26 protein-coding genes and 3 riboswitches are annotated in these 24,342 nt (G+C 49.8%); of the genes, 21 read left to right on the top strand and 5 right to left on the bottom strand.

Annotation, left to right across the window (positions count from 1 at the left end; genetic code table 11):
- Positions 1–31: 31 nt before the first annotated feature.
- The 4 genes from KNQ09_RS11300 to KNQ09_RS11285 are packed head-to-tail and all read left to right on the top strand — an operon-like array spanning position 32 to position 3,438.
- Positions 32–379 carry a PTS lactose/cellobiose transporter subunit IIA gene (locus KNQ09_RS11300; protein ID WP_064299217.1) on the top strand — a complete coding sequence of 116 codons (348 nt, stop codon included), beginning with the start codon at positions 32–34 and terminating at the stop codon, positions 377–379.
- The gene (locus tag KNQ09_RS11295; RefSeq protein ID WP_023469558.1) at positions 376–684 is read left to right on the top strand and encodes a PTS sugar transporter subunit IIB; all 309 of its coding nucleotides are present in this window, start codon (positions 376–378) and stop codon (positions 682–684) included. Before KNQ09_RS11300 ends, KNQ09_RS11295 begins: the two co-directional genes overlap by 4 nt.
- A gap of 12 nt (positions 685–696) precedes the next feature.
- Positions 697–2,103, top strand: a complete 1,407-nt coding sequence (locus KNQ09_RS11290; RefSeq protein ID WP_214858476.1) for a GH1 family beta-glucosidase — start codon at positions 697–699, stop codon at positions 2,101–2,103.
- A 12-nt stretch (positions 2,104–2,115) separates the two neighbouring features.
- Entirely contained in the window at positions 2,116–3,438 is a 1,323-nt protein-coding gene (locus KNQ09_RS11285; protein ID WP_214858474.1) for a PTS sugar transporter subunit IIC, read from the top strand.
- A gap of 484 nt (positions 3,439–3,922) precedes the next feature.
- Here the strand turns inward: KNQ09_RS11285 and KNQ09_RS11280 are convergent, their stop codons facing one another.
- Positions 3,923–4,432 carry a DUF2529 family protein gene (locus tag KNQ09_RS11280; RefSeq protein WP_035395788.1) on the bottom strand — a complete coding sequence of 170 codons (510 nt, stop codon included), beginning with the start codon at positions 4,430–4,432 and terminating at the stop codon, positions 3,923–3,925.
- A gap of 94 nt (positions 4,433–4,526) precedes the next feature.
- Here KNQ09_RS11280 and KNQ09_RS11275 point away from each other — a divergent pair, with 94 nt between their 5' ends.
- The 5 genes from KNQ09_RS11275 (at position 4,527) to glpX (ending at position 8,964) form a co-directional block, all read left to right on the top strand.
- A complete protein-coding gene (locus KNQ09_RS11275; RefSeq protein ID WP_035395791.1) occupies positions 4,527–4,901 on the top strand; it encodes a response regulator in 375 nt (124 codons plus the stop codon).
- A gap of 132 nt (positions 4,902–5,033) precedes the next feature.
- On the top strand, positions 5,034–5,888 hold the full coding sequence (gene fba, locus KNQ09_RS11270; RefSeq protein WP_058704156.1) for a class II fructose-1,6-bisphosphate aldolase: 855 nt from the start codon (positions 5,034–5,036) through the stop codon (positions 5,886–5,888).
- Between the two features lie 154 nt (positions 5,889–6,042).
- Positions 6,043–6,690 carry a fructose-6-phosphate aldolase gene (gene fsa, locus KNQ09_RS11265; RefSeq protein WP_023469552.1) on the top strand — a complete coding sequence of 216 codons (648 nt, stop codon included), beginning with the start codon at positions 6,043–6,045 and terminating at the stop codon, positions 6,688–6,690.
- A gap of 28 nt (positions 6,691–6,718) precedes the next feature.
- The gene (gene murA / locus KNQ09_RS11260) at positions 6,719–7,966 is read left to right on the top strand and encodes a UDP-N-acetylglucosamine 1-carboxyvinyltransferase (protein WP_214858471.1); all 1,248 of its coding nucleotides are present in this window, start codon (positions 6,719–6,721) and stop codon (positions 7,964–7,966) included.
- Between the two features lie 32 nt (positions 7,967–7,998).
- The gene (gene glpX, locus KNQ09_RS11255) at positions 7,999–8,964 is read left to right on the top strand and encodes a class II fructose-bisphosphatase (RefSeq protein ID WP_064299220.1); all 966 of its coding nucleotides are present in this window, start codon (positions 7,999–8,001) and stop codon (positions 8,962–8,964) included.
- Positions 8,965–9,237: 273 nt separating this feature from the next.
- Here the strand turns inward: glpX and KNQ09_RS11250 are convergent, their stop codons facing one another.
- Positions 9,238–10,005, bottom strand: a complete 768-nt coding sequence (locus tag KNQ09_RS11250; RefSeq protein ID WP_214858469.1) for an SDR family NAD(P)-dependent oxidoreductase — start codon at positions 10,003–10,005, stop codon at positions 9,238–9,240.
- Between the two features lie 71 nt (positions 10,006–10,076).
- On the bottom strand, positions 10,077–10,754 hold the full coding sequence (locus KNQ09_RS11245; protein ID WP_058704154.1) for a C40 family peptidase: 678 nt from the start codon (positions 10,752–10,754) through the stop codon (positions 10,077–10,079).
- A gap of 355 nt (positions 10,755–11,109) precedes the next feature.
- Here KNQ09_RS11245 and rho point away from each other — a divergent pair, with 355 nt between their 5' ends.
- Both rho and KNQ09_RS11235 read left to right on the top strand, forming a co-directional pair.
- On the top strand, positions 11,110–12,483 hold the full coding sequence (rho, locus tag KNQ09_RS11240; RefSeq protein WP_214771749.1) for a transcription termination factor Rho: 1,374 nt from the start codon (positions 11,110–11,112) through the stop codon (positions 12,481–12,483).
- Between the two features lie 91 nt (positions 12,484–12,574).
- Complete coding sequence (locus KNQ09_RS11235) at positions 12,575–12,820, top strand: type B 50S ribosomal protein L31 (protein WP_023469546.1); 246 nt, start codon at positions 12,575–12,577, stop codon at positions 12,818–12,820.
- A 36-nt stretch (positions 12,821–12,856) separates the two neighbouring features.
- Here KNQ09_RS11235 and KNQ09_RS11230 read toward each other — a convergent pair whose 3' ends face one another.
- The gene (locus KNQ09_RS11230; protein WP_195864340.1) at positions 12,857–13,507 is read right to left on the bottom strand and encodes a DedA family protein; all 651 of its coding nucleotides are present in this window, start codon (positions 13,505–13,507) and stop codon (positions 12,857–12,859) included.
- A gap of 183 nt (positions 13,508–13,690) precedes the next feature.
- Between KNQ09_RS11230 and KNQ09_RS11225 the strand changes: the two genes are divergently transcribed.
- Positions 13,691–14,305 carry a thymidine kinase gene (locus tag KNQ09_RS11225; protein ID WP_029342777.1) on the top strand — a complete coding sequence of 205 codons (615 nt, stop codon included), beginning with the start codon at positions 13,691–13,693 and terminating at the stop codon, positions 14,303–14,305.
- 72 nt (positions 14,306–14,377) lie between these two features.
- Here KNQ09_RS11225 and KNQ09_RS11220 read toward each other — a convergent pair whose 3' ends face one another.
- Positions 14,378–15,136, bottom strand: coding sequence for an alpha/beta hydrolase (locus tag KNQ09_RS11220; protein WP_244290067.1), 759 nt, complete (start codon positions 15,134–15,136; stop codon positions 14,378–14,380).
- A gap of 67 nt (positions 15,137–15,203) precedes the next feature.
- Positions 15,204–15,305: riboswitch (SAM riboswitch) on the bottom strand.
- A 249-nt stretch (positions 15,306–15,554) separates the two neighbouring features.
- Positions 15,555–15,658: riboswitch (SAM riboswitch) on the top strand.
- A gap of 86 nt (positions 15,659–15,744) precedes the next feature.
- On the opposite strand from KNQ09_RS11220, the gene KNQ09_RS11215 reads away from it, so the two are divergent.
- The 9 genes from KNQ09_RS11215 to KNQ09_RS11175 all read left to right on the top strand — a co-directional run bounded on the left by KNQ09_RS11215 (position 15,745) and on the right by KNQ09_RS11175 (position 24,297).
- On the top strand, positions 15,745–16,773 hold the full coding sequence (locus tag KNQ09_RS11215) for a methionine ABC transporter ATP-binding protein (RefSeq protein WP_214858467.1): 1,029 nt from the start codon (positions 15,745–15,747) through the stop codon (positions 16,771–16,773).
- Entirely contained in the window at positions 16,763–17,413 is a 651-nt protein-coding gene (locus tag KNQ09_RS11210; RefSeq protein ID WP_023469541.1) for a methionine ABC transporter permease, read from the top strand. The genes KNQ09_RS11215 and KNQ09_RS11210 overlap by 11 nt, the downstream gene beginning before the upstream one ends.
- Positions 17,414–17,432: 19 nt before the next feature.
- The gene (locus KNQ09_RS11205; RefSeq protein ID WP_214858465.1) at positions 17,433–18,251 is read left to right on the top strand and encodes a MetQ/NlpA family ABC transporter substrate-binding protein; all 819 of its coding nucleotides are present in this window, start codon (positions 17,433–17,435) and stop codon (positions 18,249–18,251) included.
- 22 nt (positions 18,252–18,273) lie between these two features.
- On the top strand, positions 18,274–19,479 hold the full coding sequence (locus tag KNQ09_RS11200) for a M20 family metallopeptidase (RefSeq protein WP_214858463.1): 1,206 nt from the start codon (positions 18,274–18,276) through the stop codon (positions 19,477–19,479).
- Positions 19,480–19,662: 183 nt separating this feature from the next.
- Positions 19,663–19,807, top strand: a riboswitch (FMN riboswitch).
- Between the two features lie 159 nt (positions 19,808–19,966).
- A complete protein-coding gene (ribD, locus tag KNQ09_RS11195) occupies positions 19,967–21,007 on the top strand; it encodes a bifunctional diaminohydroxyphosphoribosylaminopyrimidine deaminase/5-amino-6-(5-phosphoribosylamino)uracil reductase RibD (protein WP_214858461.1) in 1,041 nt (346 codons plus the stop codon).
- Positions 20,992–21,618, top strand: coding sequence for a riboflavin synthase (gene ribE, locus KNQ09_RS11190; RefSeq protein WP_064299226.1), 627 nt, complete (start codon positions 20,992–20,994; stop codon positions 21,616–21,618). The genes ribD and ribE overlap by 16 nt, the downstream gene beginning before the upstream one ends.
- Positions 21,618–22,808 carry a GTP cyclohydrolase II gene (gene ribA / locus KNQ09_RS11185; RefSeq protein ID WP_214858459.1) on the top strand — a complete coding sequence of 397 codons (1,191 nt, stop codon included), beginning with the start codon at positions 21,618–21,620 and terminating at the stop codon, positions 22,806–22,808. Before ribE ends, ribA begins: the two co-directional genes overlap by 1 nt.
- Positions 22,805–23,263, top strand: a complete 459-nt coding sequence (ribH, locus tag KNQ09_RS11180) for a 6,7-dimethyl-8-ribityllumazine synthase (RefSeq protein WP_035395821.1) — start codon at positions 22,805–22,807, stop codon at positions 23,261–23,263. Before ribA ends, ribH begins: the two co-directional genes overlap by 4 nt.
- A gap of 212 nt (positions 23,264–23,475) precedes the next feature.
- Entirely contained in the window at positions 23,476–24,297 is an 822-nt protein-coding gene (locus KNQ09_RS11175) for a DUF6612 family protein (RefSeq protein WP_064299228.1), read from the top strand.
- Positions 24,298–24,342: the final 45 nt, after the last annotated feature.

The raw sequence follows: 24,342 nt of genomic DNA, 5'->3' as shown, positions 1-24,342 counted from the left end.
TAAGTTATCCATACAACAAAGGAGAGACAGCATGACTTCTGAAACAATTGAAATTACCCCGGAAGATATTTTTGGATTGATCGCCTTGTCGGGCGACGCCAAAGCAAGCTACCACCAAGCAATGTTACTGATGCAAGAAGGCAAAGTTGAAGAGGCACAAGCTGCTGTTGCAGCAGGTGACGCGACACTCAAGGATGCCCATAGCATTCAGACGAAATTCGTCACACTCGAAGCACAAGGCAAGACAGCGACGGTTGGCGTTCTGATGGTACACGCGCAGGATCACCTTATGAACACGATCCTCGTCAAGGAAATGCTCGGATATATGATGAACATGCAAAACGAAATCAACCAATTGAAGGGAATGGATCAAAAATGATGAAAATCGGACTCTTTTGTGCGGCAGGTATGTCGACGAGTATGTTAGTAGAAAAAATGAAAGCGGTTGCCTCGGAGCGCGGCTTAGAAGCGGACATCGCAGCATATCCGGAATCAGAGATGGAAACATACGTCAACGAACTCGACGTTGCTCTCCTCGGACCACAGGTGAAATACCTTCTCGCAAAAGGAAAACAGATTTGTGAACCAAAAGGTGTGCCAATCGATGTCATCAACACGATCGATTACGGCATGATGAACGGAACGAAAGTACTCGACCAAGCAATCAAACTCGCAAACAAATAAGAGGTGAAGATGATGAAAATGCCAAAAGATTTTCTATTCGGCGCTGCTTCTGCTTCTTATCAAGTAGAGGGTGCTTGGAACGTAGACGGAAAAGGCGTCTCGAACTGGGATGTCTTCTCGAAGATTCCTGGAAAGACGTTTGAAGCGACGAACGGGGATGTCGCAATCGATCATTACCACCGTTACAAAGAAGATATCGGTCTGATGGCCGAGATGGGTCTTGAATCGTATCGCTTCTCGATCTCATGGCCACGCATCTTCCCGAACGGTGCAGGTGAAGTGAATGAAAAAGGACTTGAGTTCTATAACAACGTGATCGATGAGTGCCTTAAGCACGGGATCATCCCGTTCGTGACACTTTATCACTGGGATTTACCACAAGTCCTTGAAGAACAAGGCGGCTGGCGTAGTCCTGAAACAGCAGATGCCTTCGTGCGTTTTGCGAAGACTTGTTTCGAAGCGTTCGGCGATCGTGTCCGCAACTGGATCACCTTCAACGAGACGGTCATCTTCTGTTCGCTCGGCTACTTGACGGGCGCACACCCACCCGGCATCACAGGCGATGCAAAAGCGTACTTCCAAACGACGCACAACGTTTTCGTCGCTCACGCTCGCGCAGTCGAAGTGTTCAAGGAAGCGGGATATGAAGGAGAAATCGGCATCACGCACGTCTTCAACCCAGCGTTCAGCATCGATGAAGCGCCAGAGAACAAACAAGCCGAAGTACATGCGAATGAATACGCGACACACTGGTTCTATGATCCGATTCTAAAAGGTGAGTACCCAGTGTATGTCGTGAAGGATTTAGAAAAGCAGGGCTTGTTACCGGAATGGACAGAAGAAGAGCTCGATCTCTTGAAACGGACAGCACCGCTGAACGACTTCATCGGACTGAACTACTATTGTCCACAACGTGTCATGAAGAATGATTCGGCGCTCGTCATGGCAGGTGGTCGCGAAAATTCAACCGGACGTCCTGGAAACCCGTCGTTCGACGGCGTCTACAAGACAGTCTTGATGGACGATAAAGTCTACACGAAGTGGGGCTGGGAAATCGCACCGGATGCCTTCCTTGAAGGAATGCGGATGCTCCAAGCACGATACGGCGATATCAAAATCTACATCACGGAGAACGGTCTCGGTGACGAGGATCCGATCGTCGGCGAAGAAATCATGGATACACCACGAATCGAGTACATCGAAAGTCATCTTCGCGCCGTCAAGCGTGCTGTCGAAGAGGGCATCAATGTCTCTGGTTATTATGCATGGTCCGTCATCGATCTACTCAGCTGGTTGAACGGATATAAAAAGCAGTACGGATTCATCTATGTCGATCATGCGAATGGTCTGGCACGGAAGAAGAAACAGTCGTTCCATTGGTACCAGGAAATCATCGCGACACGTGCTGCTGAACTATAAGGAGGAGTCGGAATGAACCGATTAGAAACCGTATTTGAAAAAGTCACTCCTGCCTTCGCACGATTCGCGAACGCCAAGCCTGTCCTTGCGATCAAGGACGGCTTCATCTTAACGATGCCGATGACGATCATCGGCTCGTTATTCCTACTGATTCTCGCGTTACCAATCCCAGGCTGGGAGAAGTTCATGACGGGCCTATTCGGTGCCGACTGGACATTACCGCTGACTCAGGTCGTCGGTGCGACGTTTGATATCCTCGCATTGATTGGTGTCTTCGGTATTGCCTACTCCTATGTGAAAAACGAGAAGATCGAAGGGGTTCCAGCCGGGATTCTCGGAATCATCGCCTTCTTGATCATCACACAATCATCCGTTTTGTCGAAGTCAGGGGAAGTCGTCACGGGTGTCGTACCGAAAGTATGGACGGGCGGACAAGGGGTCCTTGCCTCGATCGTCGTCGGACTCGTCGTCGGTTTCATCTACTCGCAATTCATCAAGCGAGGCATCCGAATCAAGATGCCAGACGGTGTACCACCGGGCGTTTCGAACTCGTTCTCGGCACTTATTCCGGGACTTGCAATCATCACGTTGTCTGTCGTCACGTTTGCCATCTTCCAAGCATTCGCTGACCGGACGTTCACGGAAGTCGTCTACGACGTCTTGCAAGCACCGATTCAGAACTTGACGGATACGCTCGCAGGAGCGGTCTTGATCATGATCTTGATGTCTGTCATGTGGTGGTGCGGGATTCACGGCGCAGCGATCATCATGGGAATCATGGGACCGTTGCTGACAGCGAATGCTTTGCAAAACCAAGCGATCATCGACTCCGGGAAAGAACTTGTCGTCGGTGACAACGCGAAGATCGTTACGATTCAGTTCCTCGATGTCTTTACGAAACTCGGCGGAACAGGAATTACGGTCGGCTTCATCATCGCGACGTTGATCGTCGCCCGCTCGGCTCACTTGAAGCAGCTCGGGAAGCTATCACTTGCGCCAAGTTTGTTCAACATCAACGAACCGGTCATCTTCGGGATGCCGATCGTCTTCAACCCGATCATGTTCGTTCCGTTCGTCATCGTACCAGCGATTGCATCCTTCATGGTCTACTTCTCGATCCTATGGGGTTGGGTCGAGCCATTTAATGCGCTTCAAGTACCATGGACGACACCACCCGTCATCTCTGGCTTCTTGATCAGCGGCTGGCAGGGTGCCTTGCTCCAGCTAGCGACGATTGCGATGTCGGTCGCAATCTATCTACCGTTCGTCCGCATGCAGGATCAGCTGTCTTACGGTGAAGAACTAAAAGCACAAGAAGAACATGCTTCGGCATGATCAAAAAAAGGAAGCGCGAATGGTGCTTCCTTTGAGACTGAAGACAAAGTGCAATTTTTCTCTAACGAGAAAGATTGCGCTTTTTTTTGTTCTTCTTGCGTCGTTTTCCTGGAACAAGCACCGCGCCGCTTTGCTGCAGGGTCGCTCTTGCTTGTTTTTCCCTAAGAAGCGATGTCGAGTGAACAAAACACTTCTCTGATCCTTCTTCCGAGTATCAAAAGGATGACGCGTTACACGCCACTCCTGCAGAAATAAGCGCAATTTTGCGCTGTCAGAGACAAACAAGCCCGGTTTCCTGCTCGAATGGAGCGGGAAAACGGGCTTGTGTCTCGCCTGAGGAAAGGGCGTGAAAAGACACGTCATTTTTTGAGTCAGTCCTTTTTGTATAACGGTCATGAACGGTTTCGCTTTGATTCAATGAAGATCGTAAGCTTAGTTAGACGCAGACACGTATCCGTGAGCTTTATATTATAGAAGAAAAACGTCAATCCCACTCTTCCGTCATCTCTTGTAGTTGCGTCAAGATATGCGTCAAGAGGAACGCGCAAAGGGCAAGACTTGGCAGTCCGTGACGTGAACCGTCCTCTGCCGGAAGCAGTCCTTTATTGAACTTCAATGCGAGCGGAGCAATCGAACGCTCGAGCGTTTCCGTCACGTCACTGAGTGTGACGATCGCATAAGGCGTATGCCATGCGTCGTAACGAGCAAGAGAAGCGAGGAGATCCGAGCGCTCCGTATCCGGCGTGAAGATCAAGACACGATCGACAGCATGCAAGGTCTTTCGATCCTTGATCTTCGTAACGCGTTTCATCTGGTCCGGTCCTTCTGAGAGCATCGGATAGAGTCCTTCACATTCACCATAAGCGTCGACATAGACCGTACCTTCTCCGACGAGCGCCTGTGCGAGTAGACGGACGACATCGAATAGTTCGTCTTCCTGTTTTGCGAGCGTTTGCAATTTTCCGTTGAACTGTGTAGCTAAGATTTTCATCATTTTTCTTCATCCTTTCTATGTTTCTCTCAAGGACAGTATAAAGCAAGTTTTGCTTTAGTGTAGAATGGAAATAACTAGAGGGGGAGTGGCAAAGATGAAAGGCAGATTGTTGATCGTCGAGGATGAGCCGGGAATCCGGAACTTGCTTGCACAATTGTTCCGGGCAGAAGGGTATGAAACGGACGTCGCCGTCGATGGAGAGGAAGCGATCGTCTACTTACAGGAAACGGCATACGATCTATTGTTGATGGATGTCAATATGCCGGGGCGGACCGGGATCGAGGTATTGCGTCATCAGGACCGGATCGGACGACGTGTCCGGACGATCTTAATGACGGCACTCGGTGAAAAAGAAGCGATGGAAGAAGCGAAACGATTAGGGGTCGTCGCCTTCTTCGGGAAGCCATTTGACATCTTTGAATTAAAAAAAGAAGTGACTGTGCAAATTTCTCACGATGTAAGCGGTTAATCCTTCACGTCGCCGTCACAAACCAAAAAACCGAGCGAAATGCTGTACGTTCCGATGAATCAGTATGTTATAATCAGTCTGAAATTGCACGAGTTCGTGTAAGCAGCGATCAAAACAGAGGAGGATGTCATTATGCCATTAGTATCTATGACAGACATGTTAAACAAAGCTCTCGAAGGTAAGTATGCAGTAGGTCAATTCAACATCAACAACCTCGAGTGGACACAAGCGATTCTCGGTGCGGCTCAAGAAGAGCAGTCACCAGTCATCCTTGGAGTATCTGAAGGTGCAGCACGCCACATGGGCGGATTCTACACTGTCGTGAAAATGGTTGAAGGTCTCGTACACGACATGAAAATCACAGTTCCAGTTGCAATCCACCTCGACCACGGTTCGAGCGTTGAAAAATGTAAAGAAGCGATCGACGCTGGATTTACATCTGTCATGATCGATGATTCACACAGCCCGATCGACACAAACATCGAAACAACAAAAGCAGTTGTTGAATACGCTCACGCTAAAGGCGTTTCAGTAGAAGCGGAAGTTGGTACAGTTGGCGGACAAGAAGACGACGTCATCGGTGATGTCATGTACGCGAAACTTGACGAGTGTGTACGCATCGTCAAAGAAACTGGAATCGACACGCTTGCTCCTGCACTCGGTTCTGTTCACGGACCATACAAAGGTGAACCAAACCTCGGATTCAAAGAGATGGAAGAAATCCGTGACGCTACAAACCTCCCACTCGTTCTTCACGGTGGAACTGGAATTCCGACACACGATATCGAAAAAGCGATCTCACTCGGAACTTCAAAAATCAACGTTAACACAGAGAACCAAATCTCATTCGCGAAAGTCGTTCGTGAAGTGTTGGCTGAGAAACCAGAAGCATATGACCCACGCGTATTCATCGCACCAGGTCGTGAAGCAATCAAACAAACTGTCATCGGTAAGATGCGTGAGTTCGGTTCAAGCAACAAAGCTTAATCGACTCCTCTTTAAAGTGCGGTAGACTTCGGTCTACCGTGCTTTTTTCATATCATGTCAAAGTCTCTTCAATGGAAAACAGTAGGACTTCTCGTGAAAAAAACCTATAATAGAGTCGTAAGCGATTTCAAGGGATGAAAGGGGAACGAGAAAGATGAGATTTTTCATTGACACAGCAAACGTAGAGGACATCAAGAAAGCACATAAAATGGGGATTTTAGATGGTGTCACGACGAATCCGTCACTCGTCGCTAAGGAAGGCGTCGATTTCCATACACGACTTCGTGAAATTTGTGAAATCGTCGGGGACGTCTCTGTCAGCGCTGAAGTCATCGCGCTTGATGCAGAAGGAATGATTCGTGAAGGGAAGGAACTTGCCCAGATCGCACCGAACATTACGGTTAAGGTTCCAATGACTCCGGCCGGACTCGAAGCGGTCGCAGCACTTTCAAAAGAGAAGATCACGACGAACGTCACGTTGATCTTCAACCCGAACCAAGCATTGCTCGCAGCCCGTGCTGGTGCGACATACGTATCACCATTCCTCGGTCGTCTAGACGATATCGGACAAGATGGAATGGGGCTCGTCGAGACGATTGCTCAAATTTTCGTCGTACATGATATTCCGACTCAAATCATCGCGGCGTCGGTCCGGAATCCGGTTCACGTGACGAACGCTGCTCTTGCGGGCGCAGACATCGCGACGATTCCATTCTCGGTCATCGAGTCACTCACACACCACCCACTCACGACGCAAGGGATTGAAAAGTTCCTCGCCGACTGGGAAAAAACGCAGCAATAATCGTAGCGAAGAGAAAGGTTGATGGAACGTGGACATTTTGCATATCGTAGGGCAACAACGCCTAGAAGGAACCGTATCAATCAGTGGTTCGAAGCAAAGCGCCATCCCGTGTCTTGCTGCAGCCCTCCTGACGGATCAGACGGTCGTTTTTGAAGGCGTGCCGGAGATTGGCGACGTCGCGACGATGATCGAGATTTTGGAGACGCTCGGCGCGGTCGTGACACGTCAAGGCGATATGGTGACGATTGATCCAAGTCGGGTCGAATCGATGCCGTTGACTGGTGCGGAGACGCGCAAGTTACGCGGATCGATCTACCTCATGAGCGTTCTGGCAGCCAGATTCAAACAAGGAGTCGTCGGTCTGCCTGGAGGTTATGCCATCGGACCACGACCGATCGATTTACACATCAAAGCACTAGAGCGGCTCGGTGTCTCTGTACGTAACGAGCAAGGCGTCCATTACATGCGCGTCGATCGTCTCGTCGGCAACCGGATTTACCTCGATCTCCCGTCTTTCGGAGCGACGATCAGTGCGTTACTCGTCGCTGTCTTCGCTGAAGGAACGACTGTCATCGAAAACGCTGCCTATGACCCGGAAGTCATCGACGTCAGTACGATGTTGACGAACATGGGGGCAAGCGTCAAAGGGGCAGGAACGGACGAGATTCGAATCAAGGGCGTATCGCAACTAAGTGGTTGCCGGCATACCTTGATTCCAGACCGCATGGAGGCAGGAACGTTCTTGACGATGGGGGCGGCACTTGGACGCGTCACCGTCGATAACGTCATTCCGCTTCATCTCGAGAGCGTCATCCAAAAACTCGAACGGTACGGTGCGTTGATCGAAGCAACGGATGATTCCGTCACGGCGACGTTTCAGGAGGCGAAGCCGGTCGATATTCGTGTCTTCCACTACGGTGGATTCCCGAGCGACTTACAGCCTGTCATCTCGGCAGCGTTGTTGCAAGCGAAGGGAGCGAGTATCGTCGTCGATAAGTTGTACCCGCAACGTTTCCGGCACGTGCAGGAGTTACGACGCTTGAACGCTCGAATCACGCATGAAGACGCCTCAATCATCATTCGTGGTGGAGAAACCTTACTTGGTACGGAAATCGAGGCACCGGACCCACGCGGTGGCGCAGCACTTGTCTTGGCGGGACTTCTCGCTTCAGGGGAGACGACGTTGCACCACGCAGAAGTGCTTGACCAGAGTTACGAACGATTTGATCAGAAGTTGAAGGAGCTAGGCGCCCTCGTATGGCGTGAAACGATTTGACCGATTTGTAACAAGGGAGAGGGGACATACACATGGAGAGAAGTCTATCAATGGAACTTGTACGCGTCACGGAGGCAGCGGCGCTTGCCTCTGCGCGTTGGATGGGAAAAGGATTGAAGAACGAAGCGGATGATGCGGCAACAAGCGCAATGCGTGACGTCTTCGATACGATTCCGATGAAAGGAACCGTCGTCATCGGGGAAGGCGAGATGGATGAAGCACCGATGCTTTACATTGGGGAAAAGCTAGGAAATGGGTATGGACCACGACTCGACGTCGCTGTCGATCCGCTTGAAGGAACGAACATCGTCGCAAAAGGAACATGGGGCGCACTTGCTGTCCTCGCGGTCGCGGATGCAGGAGATTTACTCCATGCACCGGACATGTACATGGATAAGATCGCAGTTGGTCCGGAAGCGGCGGGTCATATCAGTCTGGATGCGACGATCGAAGAAAACATCGCAGCCGTCGCGAAGGCGAAGAACAAAGAAATCGAAGACGTCGTCGTCTCGATCCTGGATCGGGAACGTCACGAAGAAATCATTCAACGAATTCGGGCAACAGGGGCACGGATTCGCTTGATCGGTGACGGTGACGTTGCTGGTGCGATCAACACGGCGTTCCCGCATACAGGGATTGATATCTTGCTCGGTTCAGGTGGGGCACCGGAAGGCGTTCTTGCTGCCGTTGCCTTGAAATGTCTCGGTGGTGAACTCCAAGGACGCTTGTTACCAGCAGACGAGGCTGAGATCGAGCGTTGTAAGAAGATGGGCATCGAAGATCCGTCGAAGATCCTCATGATGGATGATCTCGTCGCAGGAGATGACTGTATCTTTGCTGCGACAGGGGTCACGGACAGCGAGTTGATGAAAGGTGTCCAGTTCACGGCGCAAGGCGGTCAGACGCACTCTGTCGTCATGCGTGCGAAATCAGGAACGGTTCGTTTTGTTGAGGGTATCCACTCGTTCAAAAAGAAACCGAAGCTTGTCATTAAGTAAAACAAGACGACTCCTCAAACAGGACGTCTGGATCCACATAAAAAGAGTTGGCGTTGCGGATGATTTCCGGAACGCCAACTCTTTTTTGATATGTTTCTAGGAAACAAGACGTTCATCCTAAACTCCTACAGGAAAAGGAAACGTGCTAACGTTTCCGTCAGGGGAAGGGAAGACCCGGCATTTCGCACAAGTTGCGAGATGTCGCGGCTTACCTCCCGCCTGAGGAAAGGGAGGATATGAACGTTGAGTGATAAATAAATCATTATTTGACGATTACCGCGGACGCTGGACTTCTCCTGCTTGTCGGGTGACGTACCGACGCGGTAGAAAACGCGTCGAAAAGATATACCAGGCATTCCCGAAGCCAGGCACGATGAACGTTTTTCCCTTCATATAGCCGCGGTAGGCGATACGCGCGACTGTCGGGGCATCCATGACACCAGGTCGCAAGAACAAGCGTGATTGTTCGAGGTTTGCTGCCGATTCAAATCCGGTATGTGTCGCACCCGGACAGACGACGCTCACTTGAATCCCGTCTGGTGCGAGCTCTTCCGTCAAGCCTTCCGAGAAATGAAGGACATAGGCTTTCGTCGCGTAGTAGACACTGAGCCATGGACCGCCTTCGAATGCAGCCGTTGATGCGAGATGGACGATACGTCCTTTGATTCCCTGTTCTTTCATCCGTGAGGCATAGACCTTCGTCACATGTGTTAATGCCTCGATGTTCAAGGCAATCATATTGGACTCATCTTTAAACGAGGTCTCAAGGAAAGAACCGAAGACACCAATTCCAGCGTTATTGATGACGCAATCGACCGGAATCTGTTCCGTTGCCCGAAACAGTGCCAATCGATGCGTATACTGCGTTAAATCGTAAGGGAAGACGGTTGCTGTTCCACCGAGTCGCTCGACATGGAATTTCGTTTCGAAGAGTGCCGTAGCATCACGTCCGACGAGCAGAACGTGATCCCCTTGACGAGCATGGAGATAAGCGAATTCACGACCGAGACCTCTTGAAGCACCTGTAATTAAGACATGCATCCTATTTCCTCCTTATGAATGAGATGAAAAAAAGCGATCGAGCCAATGCTCAACCGCTTTGAGATGATGAATTAAAGGTAAGATCCTGCGCCGACAAGGCGTGAACCCCAGTACCCTGATTTGAAGCTTGAGTATTTAACGCCACCTGTTTCTGAGTTGACCATGCTTGACTTGCTTGTTGCGATCCCAACGTGCTGAATGCCGCTACCGTGTGAGAAGAAGACAAGATCTCCTGGTTGTACTTTTGAAACGCTGACTTTCTTAGAAGAAGAATATTGTGAAGAAGACGTACGTGGCAATGTTTTGCCAGCCGCTTTCTTGTACACGTAGCTTGTGAAACCAGAGCAGTCGAATCCACGAGTCGTTGTTCCACCCCATACATAAGGTGTACCTTTATGTTTTGCTGCTTCGTTCAGGATTTTCGTCCGTTTAGAAGAAGAGCTTGTTGATTTTTTAGCGCTAGAAGATGATTTGTATGTCTTTGTGTACTGTGAGTAGACATAGCGTGTTTTACCGCCGTATGAGATTTTTGTCCAGCTGCCTGATTTGCCTTTGTATGTAAAGACTTGACCAGCGTTGACTTTCCCAACGATGCTTGCTTTCGTAGAAGGTGCTGTCCGAACACGAAGACCGTTGTCCGTGATCTTGACTTTCGTGACTGTCGCTGCTTCAACTTTACCTGTACCCACTGATGTAAAACCTGAAACCACTAAGGCTGCCGTCGCGATCGATGCTAGAAAACGTTTCATGTTAAGAATTCCTCCGTTTAAATGTAGTGTGTTGCGTCCGTAAGTTATATGATGAAATCATTAAGTGTTTGGTTAAGCAGTCTACCTTACAACTGTGTAAGAATTTTGTCTGCAGGAATATCTTAGCACGAGCACACTTGAAAACGTTTTTTCAGTTAGAAGACAAAACAGATGCTTTTGTAACATAACTGAAATAATATCCTTGAATATTACAAAGTAAGAAACGCAGAGGATTGTTAACGACGAATTCAAAAAAATATGATACCTTTAGTTCACGAATAAAATTACATACCTCCTGATGTATGTATGGAAGTATGCTGAATGCAGTTGAATTTATAAAGAATAGGTGAAGAACATGCCAACAACTGATAAAAAAGATAAACCAGAACGTTCCTATACACTGGCTCAATTGAGCCAACTGACATTAAAAGAACTCTATGAAATCGCAAAGACGAAGAATGTCCCACAATACCGGGAAGCCCGTAAACGCGAGTTGATGTTCAAGATTTTAAAAGCACAGGCTGAATCGACTGGTCTTTATTTCCTCGAAGGGGTACTCGAAGTCATCCCTGGCAACCCACAAATGCAAAACGATGGTGGCTTTGGCTTCCTTCGTCCTATCAATTATTCCCAATCCTCTGAAGATATTTATATCGCAGCATCTCAAATCCGGCGCTTTAATCTACGTAATGGTGATGTCGTCACAGGTAAAGTCCGTCCACCGAAGGAAAACGAACGGTTCCAAGGATTACTTAGCGTGGAAGCCGTCAACGGTGAAGCACCGGATACTGCCCGTAACCGTTTATTCTTCCCGGCACTGACACCGATCTATCCGGATCGTCTAATGCGACTTGAGACAGAACCACGCCATCTATCTGTGCGTGTCATGGATATGATCGCACCGGTTGGGTTTGGTCAACGTGGTTTGATCGTCGCACCACCAAAAGCAGGGAAGACATCACTCCTCAAAGAAATCGCAAACTCGATTCAGGAGAATCATCCGGATGTCGAACTGATCATTCTCTTGATTGATGAGCGACCTGAGGAAGTAACAGATATTGAGCGCTCGGTTCCGGGAGCAGATGTTGTCAGCTCGACGTTTGACGAAACACCAGACAACCACGTCCGGATTTCTGAGCTTGTCCTCGAGCGGGCGATGCGACTCGTCGAACACAAGAAGGATGTCGTCATCTTGATGGATTCGATCACACGTCTAACACGGGCCTATAACTTAACGGTACCGCAAAGCGGTCGGACGCTCTCAGGGGGAATTGACCCGGCTGCGTTCCATAAGCCAAAACGGTTCTTTGGGGCAGCGCGAAACATCGAACACGGTGGTAGTTTAACGATTCTTGCGACAGCACTCGTTGAGACAGGATCACGCATGGATGACGTCATCTATGAGGAGTTCAAAGGGACGGGTAACATGGAGTTGCATCTCGATCGTAAGTTATCAGAACGTCGAATCTTCCCAGCGATCGACATTCGGAAGTCCGGTACACGGAAGGAAGAACTGTTGCTTCCGAAAGAGCAACTCGATGCGCTTTGGACGATTCGCCGGACGATGAATGAGTCGAACGAGTTCGTCGATACGTTCCTGCGTAAGATTCGCGATACGAAAAATAATGAAGAATTTTTCGTTGAACTCGAGAAAGAAAAGAAGAAGACGGTCCGACGCGCACCGGCTAAACCGCGTACCGTCAAGAAGGAAACGACGACGGAAAAATAACTATTGCGACGCGTAAAAAAATCGTTTAGTATAGGAAGGTAACTTACTCTGGCTCAGCAAATGAACCAGGGCGGAAGGAGAGAAATCAACCATGAAACAAGGAATTCACCCTAACTACAACAAAGTAGTATTTATGGATTCAACGACTGAGTACAAATTCTTAAGCGGTTCTACTCGTTCTTCGAACGAAACGATCACTTGGGAAGATGGTAACGAGTACCCACTCATCCGTGTGGATGTGTCTTCAGACTCGCACCCATTCTACACAGGTCGTCAAAAGTTCAACGCGGCAGATGGTCGTGTCGATCGCTTCAACAAAAAATACGGCCGCAAGTAATCACTTGTCGGTTCTTAAAAAAACAGCCTGCCTCCATTATGGAAGCAGGCTGTTTTTGTATAGACTGAATTGTGAACGATACGCGAGATACGTCTTCAAGACGAAGGAGAAGGCGATTCCACCGGCAATCCCGATTAAATACGGCATGACTTCCGGATGTGCCAAGATATAGTCCACGACTTTGTGGAACGAGAGATGACGACCGACAAAGTAGCCGGCGCCTAAGAACACGCTGATCCAAATCAACGCACCTGTATACGCATAACTCGCAAACACGCGAAACGGCATTTTCGAGACACCTGCAAAAAAGGCAGAGAGTTGGCGGAGACCAGGTATGTAGTAACCGATGATTAGGACCGATTTTCCGTAACGACGAAATCCGGCTTCAGCGGAAAGAATATGTTTTTCTGAGATACGCATTTTCGGTCCGACGCGGTGTAGTAGTGGCATACCGAGTTTTAATCCGAGTAAATAGCTGATCGTCATCCCGATACAACTGCCGGCGTAAGCGGCGAGAATCGTACCGACGAGTGGTAGATTGCCTTGATGCATCCAAAAACCGGACAGGACGAGCAGGGTCTCATCAGGAACCGGCAATCCCACGATACCACCTGCGAGAAGGACGGAGAGACCAAGGGCACCATATTGGTGCAGGATGTCATGTAAGAGATGATGAATCGGGGACACCTTCTTTCGTGAGAGTCTTCTTCTTCAGTGTACAGGAAATAGGGGACGGTTGGAATGAAAGGACAAAAATTCTAGGTAAAGAAAAAATGAATTTTGATTTCCGGAAGTCAACCCTTTTTCTCGATACCGTTTCGGGCTATACTCGTTAAAGTGACTATTTTTAGAGGACGGTGTCGGACGATGATGCATGTAATAAATCAGTACGGCTGGATCGAAGTAATTTGTGGCAGTATGTTTTCCGGGAAATCGGAAGAGTTGATTCGTCGTGTCAGACGGGCGCAGTACGGCAAACTGCCCGTTCAAGTATTCAAGCCGGCAATCGACGACCGGTACCATGAAGAGCATGTCGTCTCTCATATCGGCAACTCCGTCGTGGCGATTCCGATGGCGACGAGTCGTGATCTCTACGCAGCAGTAGCAGAGGAAACACAAATCGTTGGAATCGATGAAGTTCAATTCTTTGATGATGAGATCGTACAAGTCATCGAAGCACTTGCACAAGACGGAAAACGCGTCATTTGTGCAGGCCTTGATCAAGATTTCCGGGCAGAGCCATTTGGCAAGATGCCGGAATTACTGGCGCGCGCAGAATTCGTAACGAAGCTACAAGCCATCTGTCTTTCATGTGGTGATCCGGCTTCCCGGACACAACGGTTGATTGATGGAAAACCAGCGAACTACGATGATCCGATCATCCTAGTTGGCGCTTCAGAATCATATGAGCCACGGTGCCGCCATTGCCATGAGGTGCCTGGAAAACCGAAGCCGCTCCAATCGGTGCAGCACCAAGAAAATTAAAAAAGACGAACCGGTCGCGGTCGTCCTTTGATGTAACAGCTATTCGCTTCTAAGTGAATAGCTGTTTTTTTATTATCCCGTTTCCTGTGAGAACCGGCTTGAGCGTTCGATAAAACGGATCGTCTCACGAACGATCAAATCCTGATCATGATCGAGGGTCGCGACGTGGTACGAGTTCAGTAAACAGTAGCTTCGTTTATCATTCGTTCCGATGTGCTGATGCAGATAATCCGAGCTCGACGGCGGGACGACGTGATCGGTCGCCGAGTAGAGAATTAATGTCGGCAGAAGGATCGATCCGAGGCGTCCTTTCGTCTCATCCATCAGACGGACGAGTTCGAACGCACAACGACTTGGAACGAGGTCATAGATGATTTCGAAAGCAGACCGTTTGATGTCCGGTGCCCCTTCTGGTAAATACTCTGGACCGTCCTCGAACGAAAGTGCTTCATAGGATGGAACGGAGAGTGCGGCATTGATCGTAATAATGCCGGCGAACGGAATGCCGTCAGCGGCGAGTGACAGTGCAAGCGTCGCACCCATCGATTGACCGATGACGAAGACTTGATCGCATGTTTCTTGTAAACGTTCATAGCCGTCTTTCAGGCTTTGCTTCCAACATCGAGCAGTCGATTGTTCAAACTCGCGGACATTCGTTCCATGTCCACGTAAGCGCGGGGCATAGACGGTAAAACCTTCAGCAGCGAATGCCTCACCGACGTCGCGGACACTTTGCGGTGTGGCGTTAAAACCATGACAGATTAGAATGCCGATCGATCCCCCTTGAAAATAAAACGCTTCAGCACCAGTCAATACAGGATAGTTCATCATTACTATTTTTCCTCCATTCATGAAAAAAACTCGTCGACGTCACTGCTTGGACGCCCACGAGTTTTTCACCGTATCATCCAAAGCCGCGCTTTGCTGGTCGGAGCACCTTACAGATTGCAGGTTGCCGTGAAGTCATAGAGCCAGGTCTCTCGTTCACTCTTGATAAATATCATATTGGAATTGTCGGAATAATCATTGAAACGATGGTAGCACGACCAAAAATGACTTGTCAAATCTTTCTTGACGAATCATGATCCGTTGAGTAAGCTAACTCATAACTTGTTCATCCGTCGATATGCGCCAAATGGATTATTTTTGCAAAGTTGGTTGACTTTTAAAGTTTCGACCCGTAATGTAAAAATTAGTTTTACGACATAAGCAACAACGCAACAACACACATACGAATTTCATACCGCAATACTTATCCAGAGAGGTGGAGGGACTGGCCCTACGAAACCTCGGCAACAGACTCATTATGAGCACTGTGCCAATTCCATCAGACAGATGTCTGAGAGATGAGTAGAGTGGATTCTGCCACTGTGCGGATCCAGGTCTCTTCTTGTTTCTCAAGAAGGGACCTTTTTTGTTGAATGAAGGGGGAAAACGGAATGATCGCATTTCATCAAGTCAAGAAAACGTACGTCACGAAAGATCAGACGATTGCAGCACTCGACGGTGTCGACCTGACGATCGAAAAAGGCGAAATCTTTGGTGTCATCGGCTTTAGCGGTGCCGGAAAAAGTTCACTGCTCCGCTGTGTCAATCTGTTAGAACGACCGACGTCAGGAACGGTGACGGTCGATGGGGAAGATTTAACGCAACTGTCTCCGAAAAAATTGCGTCAAGCAAAACAACGGATCGGGATGATCTTTCAGCACTTCAATCTATTGAATGCGAATACGGTCTTTACGAACGTTGCAAAACCACTCGTTCTCGCAGGCGTCAAGAAAGACGAAATTCGCCGCCGGGTGACGGAGTTACTCGAATTCGTCGATCTCGCGGACAAGGCAGATCATTATCCGGATCAATTGTCCGGTGGGCAGAAACAGCGCGTTGGTATCGCCCGGGCACTCGCGACGCAACCTTCCGTCCTCTTATGTGACGAAGCGACGTCAGCACTCGATCCCCAAACGACCCATCATATTCTCCAGTTATTAAAACGGATCAATGCGGAGTACGGGATCACGATTCTCTTGATCACCCACGAGATGGGCGTCATTCGGGAGATTTGCGACCGCGTCGCCGTCATCGAAGCTGGAAAGTTGATTGAGTCAGGAACGGTCTTCGACGTCTTTTCGAATCCGAAGACCGAGACGGCACGAAACTTCGTTCGCTCCGTCATGCACGACGAGATTCCAGCATCGATTCGCCAGTTGATCGAGTCGCGGAATGCGAATCCGATCTATAAGATTCATTTCCTCGGACATCACACCGGGCAGCCGCTCTTATCACAAGTCGCAAAACGCTTTGACGTCGATGTCAACATCTTGCACGGTAGCATCACGGAGTTGCAGGATACGCCGTTCGGCACCTTACTCGTCGAGTTGATTGGTGAGCAGGCTGAAGTGAAACGAGCGTTACACTACATCGATCAGGCACAGGTGACGGTCGAGGAGGTACTTGCTCATGCTAGTTAATTACAGTGATATCTGGACAGCATTTTTGCAGACGATGACGATGGTATCCGTTTCGCTCTTATTCTCGACCTTGATCGGCTTACCACTCGGGATCCTGCTTGTCGTCACGCGAAAAGGAGCATTGCTTGAAAATGTCCCGCTGTTCACGTTCTTCAACAGTATCGTCAATATTTTCCGCTCGATTCCGTTCATCATCTTACTCGTCGCGATCATCCCGTTGACGCGCTTGATCGTTCAGACATCGATCGGAACAGAAGCCGCCATCGTCCCGCTCGTCTTTTACGCTGCACCGTACATGGCGCGTCTGATCGAGAGTTCTTTACTCGAAGTCGATAAAGGCGTTCTTGAAGCAGCAGAAGCGATGGGCGCGACACCGTTTCAAACGATTTTCCGCTTCCTTCTGCCGGAAGCACTCGGTTCACTCATCCTGAACTTAACGATCGCGACGGTCGGCTTGATCGGGGCGTCAGCGATGGCAGGTGCGATTGGAGGCGGTGGTCTCGGTGACTTAGCGATCACCTATGGTTATCAACGATTCGACACGAAAGTCATGATCATCACGGTCGGGATTCTCGTCATCTTAGTCCAAGGCTTACAGACGACAGGCAACATCGTCGCACGAAAAATTAGAAGACATTAATCAAGGGAGCGATTCAGCCATGAAAAAAGCAGTAGCAATTGGAGCAACACTCACGACGATTTTATTTGCCGGGTGCGCAGCATCAGGAGAAGACGAAAAGACGATCAAGCTCGGTGTCAGCGGTTCCGACACACAAGTTTGGGATTATGTCGCGAAAAAAGCAGAGAAGGAAGGCATCAAAATCGAGCTCGTCAAGTTCTCCGATTATGTCCAGCCGAACATGGCACTGGCTGAGGGTGAGATCGACGCCAATGCTTTCCAGACGATTTCCTACTTCAACGCTTTCAAGAAAGAACATAACTTGAAGCTATCGCCGATTGCGACGACTGTCATCGCACCGATGGGGATCTACTCAGATAAATACAAGGATGTCAAAGACATTCCAAATGGCGGAAAAATCGCCGTTCCGAACGAAGCGACGAACATGGGACGTGCCCTCTTGTTACTGCAAGAAGCAGGTCTGATCAAGCTACCGGACGACTTCGATGGCAACGGTTCGGTCGATAAGATCGTCGAGAATCCGAAAAAGCTGAAAATCGTTCCGATCGTCGCCGGGCAAACGCCACGCGTCTTACCGGACGTCGCGGCATCAATCATCAACAATGGCATTGCCGTTGACGCTGGCTTCAACCCGATCAAGGACTCGATCGTCCATGAGAACGAGACAGCAAAACCATACATCAACATCATCGCGACACGGACGGAAGACAAGAACAAAAAAGAACTGAAAAAAATCGCATCGCTGTATCAACAAAAAGATGTCGCGGGCTTCATCAAAAAAGAATATAAAGGCAGTACGATCCCGACGTTCGTTCCACTGAGCGATATCGGCGAATAATTTCAAAAGGAGAGTGGACAGTATGACGACACCAGTACGCACGACATGGGTAGAGACGATTGAACAGGACATCGAACAAAAACGGGAATCGTATCTTGAGACAAGTCATCGGATTCATGCAACGCCGGAAATCGGGAACGAGGAATTCTTTGCTTCGCGGCTCCATGCGGAGCGTCTAACAGCGGAAGGTTTTACAGTAGAACTCGGCGTCGCGGGGCACGATACCGCGTTCTTCGCGAAGAAATCGAGCGATCGACCAGGCGCAACGATTGCCTTTCTTGCTGAATACGATGCGTTGCCGGGTATTGGTCACGCGTGCGGTCATAATATCATCGGCACGACGAGCGTCGCAGCGGCGATCGCGCTCAGTAAAGTGCTCGATGAAGTCGGCGGGAGTGTCGTTGTCCTTGGAACACCAGCCGAGGAAGGTGGACCGAACGGTAGTGCGAAAGGCAGTTTCGTCAAACATCAGTTGCTGGAAGGGATCGATGCAGCCTTGATGGTCCATCCGTCGGGACAAACACGGATCACGGGTTCTTCCCTTGCGGTCGATCCGCTCGACTTTGCCTTTACGGGTCGTCCGGCACACGCAGCGGCGTCACCGGAGGAAGGCATCAACGCCCTTGACGCTGTCATTCAACTCTTCAATGGAATCAATGCGTTACGTCAGCAATTACCGGACGATGTCCGGATTCACGGAATCATCACGCATGGAGGTGATGCGCCGAACATCATCCCGGAATACGCAAAAGCACGTTTCTTCATCCGGGCGACGACACGGGAACGATTGAATGCCGTCACGGAAAAAATCAAAGCCGTCGCCCAAGGCGCGGCACTCGCGACTGGGGCGACACTTGACGTCATCGCCTTCCAAAATGAAGTCGATAACCTCGTCTTCAACCGGACGTTCGACCGTCTGTTCCAAGAAGAAGCAGAATCGCTTGGTGAAAAGGTCCACTTAGACGAACGACCGGGTCTTGGCTCGACGGATGCCGGTAACATCAGTCAAGTCATTCCGACGATCCATCCGTATATCAAGATAGGTCCGGACGATCTCGTCGCGCATACGGAAGCATTCAAAGAAGCGGCTCGTTCAGAAGCTGGAGATGAAGCCTTGATCACGGGTGCGAAAATCCTCGCTCGGACAGCGCTTCGCGTCCTCGCTGATGAACGGACGCGCGGGGCGATCGCTCAAGAATTCCACGATCGGAAGAACGGATATTTATGAGCGGAAAACAACGACTGGATGCACTGCTATCAGGTGCTCCGGTCGTTTTTGAGATGCGGTCGATCACGAATTGGTGATGGGTGACAGAATTGGAGCGAAATCAAAAAAGAGACAAGACAGAAGCATTTGCGCTTTGTTTTCTTGAAAAAGATATGCTAGGCTAAAATTGTATAACTCAATAATCCAGTTCTTCGGGGTAGGGTGAAAATCCCAACCGGCGGTGATGCGATCGATTGATCGACGAGCCCGCGACCTGTGATGTACGCATCATGGCTGACTTGGTGAGATTCCAGGGCCGACGGTAAAGTCCGGATGGGAGAAGAACGAAACGACACGATTCAAGCCGTTTTCTGAAAAAATGTTTTCAGGAGATGGTCTCTTTCTGCATGAAAAAATGCAGGGAGCGAACCGTGTATTTCGTGAACCCTTCTATACAGACGCCCCTTTTTCAAGGGGCGTCTTTTTTCATTTGAAAGGAGTGAACGCGATGTCACAGATGATGAGTTATGCCATGCAATTAGCACAAATGTTACACGGACAAACAAGTCCGAATCCAAGTGTCGGCTGTGTCATCGTCAAACAAGGACGCATCATCGGCTTTGGTGCGCACCGGTTTGCCGGTGGTCCGCACGCAGAAGTCGAAGCCTTACGGATGGCAGGGGAAGCCGCCCGTGGTGCCGATCTTTACGTGACGCTCGAGCCATGCAACCATCACGGCAAGACGCCACCATGCACGGAAGCGATTCTACAAGCAGGAATCAAACGAGTCTTCGTCGCAACGGAAGACAAACATGCGATCGTCGCTGGTTCCGGAATCAAACGACTACAGGACGCGGGAATCGAAGTCGAGGTTGGCTTGTTACGACATGAGGCAGAAGCCCTCTACACGGCATTCTGGAAGACGATCGAACGAAAACGTCCGACCGTGACCGTCAAAATCGCTCAGACGATGAACGGGATCGCGGCGACAGGTGAACAGCGCTGGATCACGTCAGAAGAAGCACGCGCGAACGGTCGTGCTCTGCGAGGTCGCCATGATGCGATCCTCGTCGGCAGTGAGACGGTCCTCGTCGATGATCCGGCACTAACGTTACGCGCGTCGTCAGGCATCGAGCCGATTCGGGTAATCGTCGATCGTCGTGGTCGGGTCCCGGAGACGGCCCAAGTTTTCCGTGATGGTAAAAATCCAACCTACTGGCTGACGAGTGTTCCTCGGATTAGTCACGATCAGGTGACGGTTCTCGTTGGTGAGTATGAGACGCCGGAAGCGATTTTGAAACGCTTATACGAACAAGACATCCGCAGTGTTTTGATCGAAGGTGGACCGACGATTCAAGCCGCTTTCCTTGAGGCAGATCTCGTTGACCGAATCGAAGTCTACCAAGCCCCATCGATTTTTGAAGGCGATGCGTGGAATAGTCAACACGATATCGAAGATCGTTTTCAAATCGACCAGGTTGAGACGGTTGGACCGGATCTCCATCTGACGTACATCCGAAAGGAGGAGACGACATGTTCACCGGATTGATTGAAGAAGTCGGAACCTTAAAACGAAAGATCCCGCGACCGAACGGGTTAGCGCTTGAAATTGAGGCGCACCAGGTACTCGAAGGAACGAAGATCGGGGATAGCATCGCCGTCGACGGGATTTGTTTGACGGTCACGTCGATGAGTCCGACCGGTTTCACAGCAGATGCCGTCCATGACACGATCCGTTCGACGGCACTCGGCACGTACCGCGTCGGAAGCCCATTGCAACTCGAACGGGCGATGCCGGCAGACGGTCGTTTCGGCGGTCATTTCGTCAGTGGACATATCGACGGAACAGCGCGGCTGATCAGTCGGCGACCGGATGGAGAAGCGATGGTTTATACGTTTGATGTCGGATCGTGGCAAAAGTATTGTATTCCGAAAGGCTCGATCGCGATCAACGGCACGAGCCTGACGTTGCAACGCGTCACGCCGGAAACGATCTCGATTTCATTGATTCCGCACTCACGTCAAGTGACGACGTTTGATCGATTGGCAAGCGGCGCAGTCGTCAATATCGAGTGTGACATGATGGCGAAACATCTCTATCATTTCACGCAGCATGAGAAGCAGACGGACTGGGCAGCATTCTTAGGAGGCGACATGTAATGAACGGATTCGACTTGATTGAAGACGCGATAGAAGATTTGAAGAACGGACGACCAATCATCGTCTGCGATGACGAGGATCGTGAGAATGAGGGCGATCTCGTCATGCTCGCGGAACACGCGACACCGGAAAACATCAATTTCATGATCACATACGGAAAAGGACTCGTCTGTGTACCAGTCAGCCCGCGGATCGCAAAGCGACTCGAACTTGCTCCGATGACAGCGAATAATACAGATCCGCATGGAACGGCATTCACGCTCAGCATCGATCATGAAGAGGCAAAGACCGGCATCAGTGCTGAGGAACGGTCGCTAACGATTCAGCGGATGCTGACGGATGGACCGGAACGTTTCAAACGACCGGGTCACATCTTTCCGTTGATCGCCAAAGAGGGTGGTGTCCGGGAGCGACGTGGACATACGGAAGCGGGTGTCGATCTTGCCCGTCTTGCCGGTAGCGATGAGATCGCCGTCATCTGTGAAATCATTAAGGAAGACGGCACGATGGCACGGGTCGATGATCTACTTCTCTATAAGGAAGAACATGATTTAAAACTGATTACGATCGAAGCACTCGTCGCGTATCTCGAGCGACCGTTGAAGCGGGAGGCGGAAGTGTTGCTTCCGACGACGTTCGGAGCCTTTCGGATGATTGGCTATACGACACAAGATAAGAAAGAACATGTCGCTGTCTTATCCGGTGAAGCGCACGACGGGATGCTCGTCCGTCTACACTCGGAATGCCTGACAGGGGACGTCTTCGGTTCGAAGCGTTGCGATTGTGGACCGCAACTCGATGCGGCACTCGAGCGGATCGAACGAGAAGGTGGAGCCGTCCTCTATTTACGTCAGGAAGGACGCGGCATCGGTCTGATGGCGAAGTTAAAAGCGTACGAGTTACAGGAACAAGGACTCGATACGGTCGAAGCGAACCATGCACTCGGTTATCCGACGGACATGCGTGATTATACGGTCGCAGCGAACATGTTGTGTGATCTCGGCGTGACGAAGATCCGCTTGATGACGAACAATCCGGACAAACAACGGGTGCTCGAACAAGAAGGCATCGAAGTCATCGAACGCGTGCCCCATCAAGTACCGGCTGAACCTGAAAATCAACGTTATCTGAAAACAAAACAAACGAAACTCGGGCACTGGCTCGATATCCAAGGAGGACATACATCATGATCTACGAAGGTTTCTTAACAGGAGAAGGACTACGCGTCGCAATCGTCGCTGCACGTTTTAACGAATTGATCACTTCAAAACTCGTCGGAGGAGCAAACGACGCTTTCCGCCGCCACGGTGTTGCAGCGGATGCTGTCGATACAGCGTGGGTTCCGGGAGCATTCGAAATTCCACTCGTCGCGGAAAAGTTAGCGAAAAGCGGCAAATATGACGCCGTCATCACGCTGGGTGCCGTCATCCGCGGAGCGACGTCACACTATGATTACGTCTGTAACGAAGTCGCGAAAGGTGTCGCGAGTGCGTCGCGCGACACAGGCGTACCGATCATCTTCGGTGTCCTGACGACGGATTCAATCGAGCAAGCAGTCGAACGTGCCGGTACGAAAGCTGGGAACAAAGGCTATGAAGCTGCGGTTTCTGCGATTGAGATGGCGAATCTTTTACGGACGATCTAACGAACCAGAAACAGGCTGATGGAAGCTTCCATCAGCCTGTTTTTTTGCGGGAATCTCACGAACACTGAACCAAATTTCAAAAAAAGAATAGTAGATTTGAAATTTGAGGGTTCGTTTTGAAGTAGAACGGTAATGGTCTACTAAAGAAACTTTGAAACATTTTCCAATGTTTTTCGTAAATCAGGGTAACGCGTATAAAGGAGGAAATGAATATGAAGAAAACAAGGTGGGTAGCAGCCGGGATTGTCGCAGCATCCATTGGACTTGCCGGATGCCAAGATGGACAGACGGATTCAGGTAGTGGCAGCGGATCGGGTTCGACGAAGTCGGGGGAACTCTCGAACACAGAGCTATTAAAGAAAGCGACGGCCGCTCAAGAGGACATCAAATCGTTCCATATGGAAGGAACGGTCAGCTCTAAAGCAGGTGAGATGGCGATGGATCAGAAAGTTTCAGCTGACATCATTCAAAAGCCGCTCGCGATGAAGCAGACGATGACGATGAAAAATCCTGAAGATGGAAAAGACGTGACGATTGAGAGTTATATCGTTGACGATAAAATGTATCTCTCACAAAACGGACAATGGATCGTTCAAGATGTTTCGGAATTAGGCGAAATGGTTGAAGCGATGGAATCATCGGCATCAACGGAACAAAACCTACAGCTCCTAAAGAAATACAAAGATAATTGGACAGCGAAAAAAGAGGGCGACGTCTATCAGATCGATGTTAAGTTGAGTGGTGACGATCTGAAAGCCTTCATGAAGGATTCACTCGAACAGACAGGACAGATGGCGCAGATGAAAGACGCGATGGATAGCATCGATTATAAAAAGATGAACTATAAAATGACATATGACGCGAAGACGTTCTATCCGAAGTCTCTCGACATGGACATGGTGTTTGCGATTGAAAAAGAGACCGAATTCAATATGAAGAATGAGTCGACGTTCTCGAAATTCAATGAGATCGACGAGATCACATTACCGGCGGAAGCAAAAGACGCACAACCACTCACAGGTGCAGGACAATAAGTAATAAAAAACAAGCCCCTCTCTTCTAATCTGAAGACGAGGGGC

The organism is Exiguobacterium sp. s191, assembly GCF_018618955.1.
GTDB lineage: Bacteria > Bacillota > Bacilli > Exiguobacteriales > Exiguobacteriaceae > Exiguobacterium_A > Exiguobacterium_A abrahamii.
Note: the sequence above shows the minus strand (reverse complement) of the source record. Positions and strands in the feature narration are given on the sequence as shown.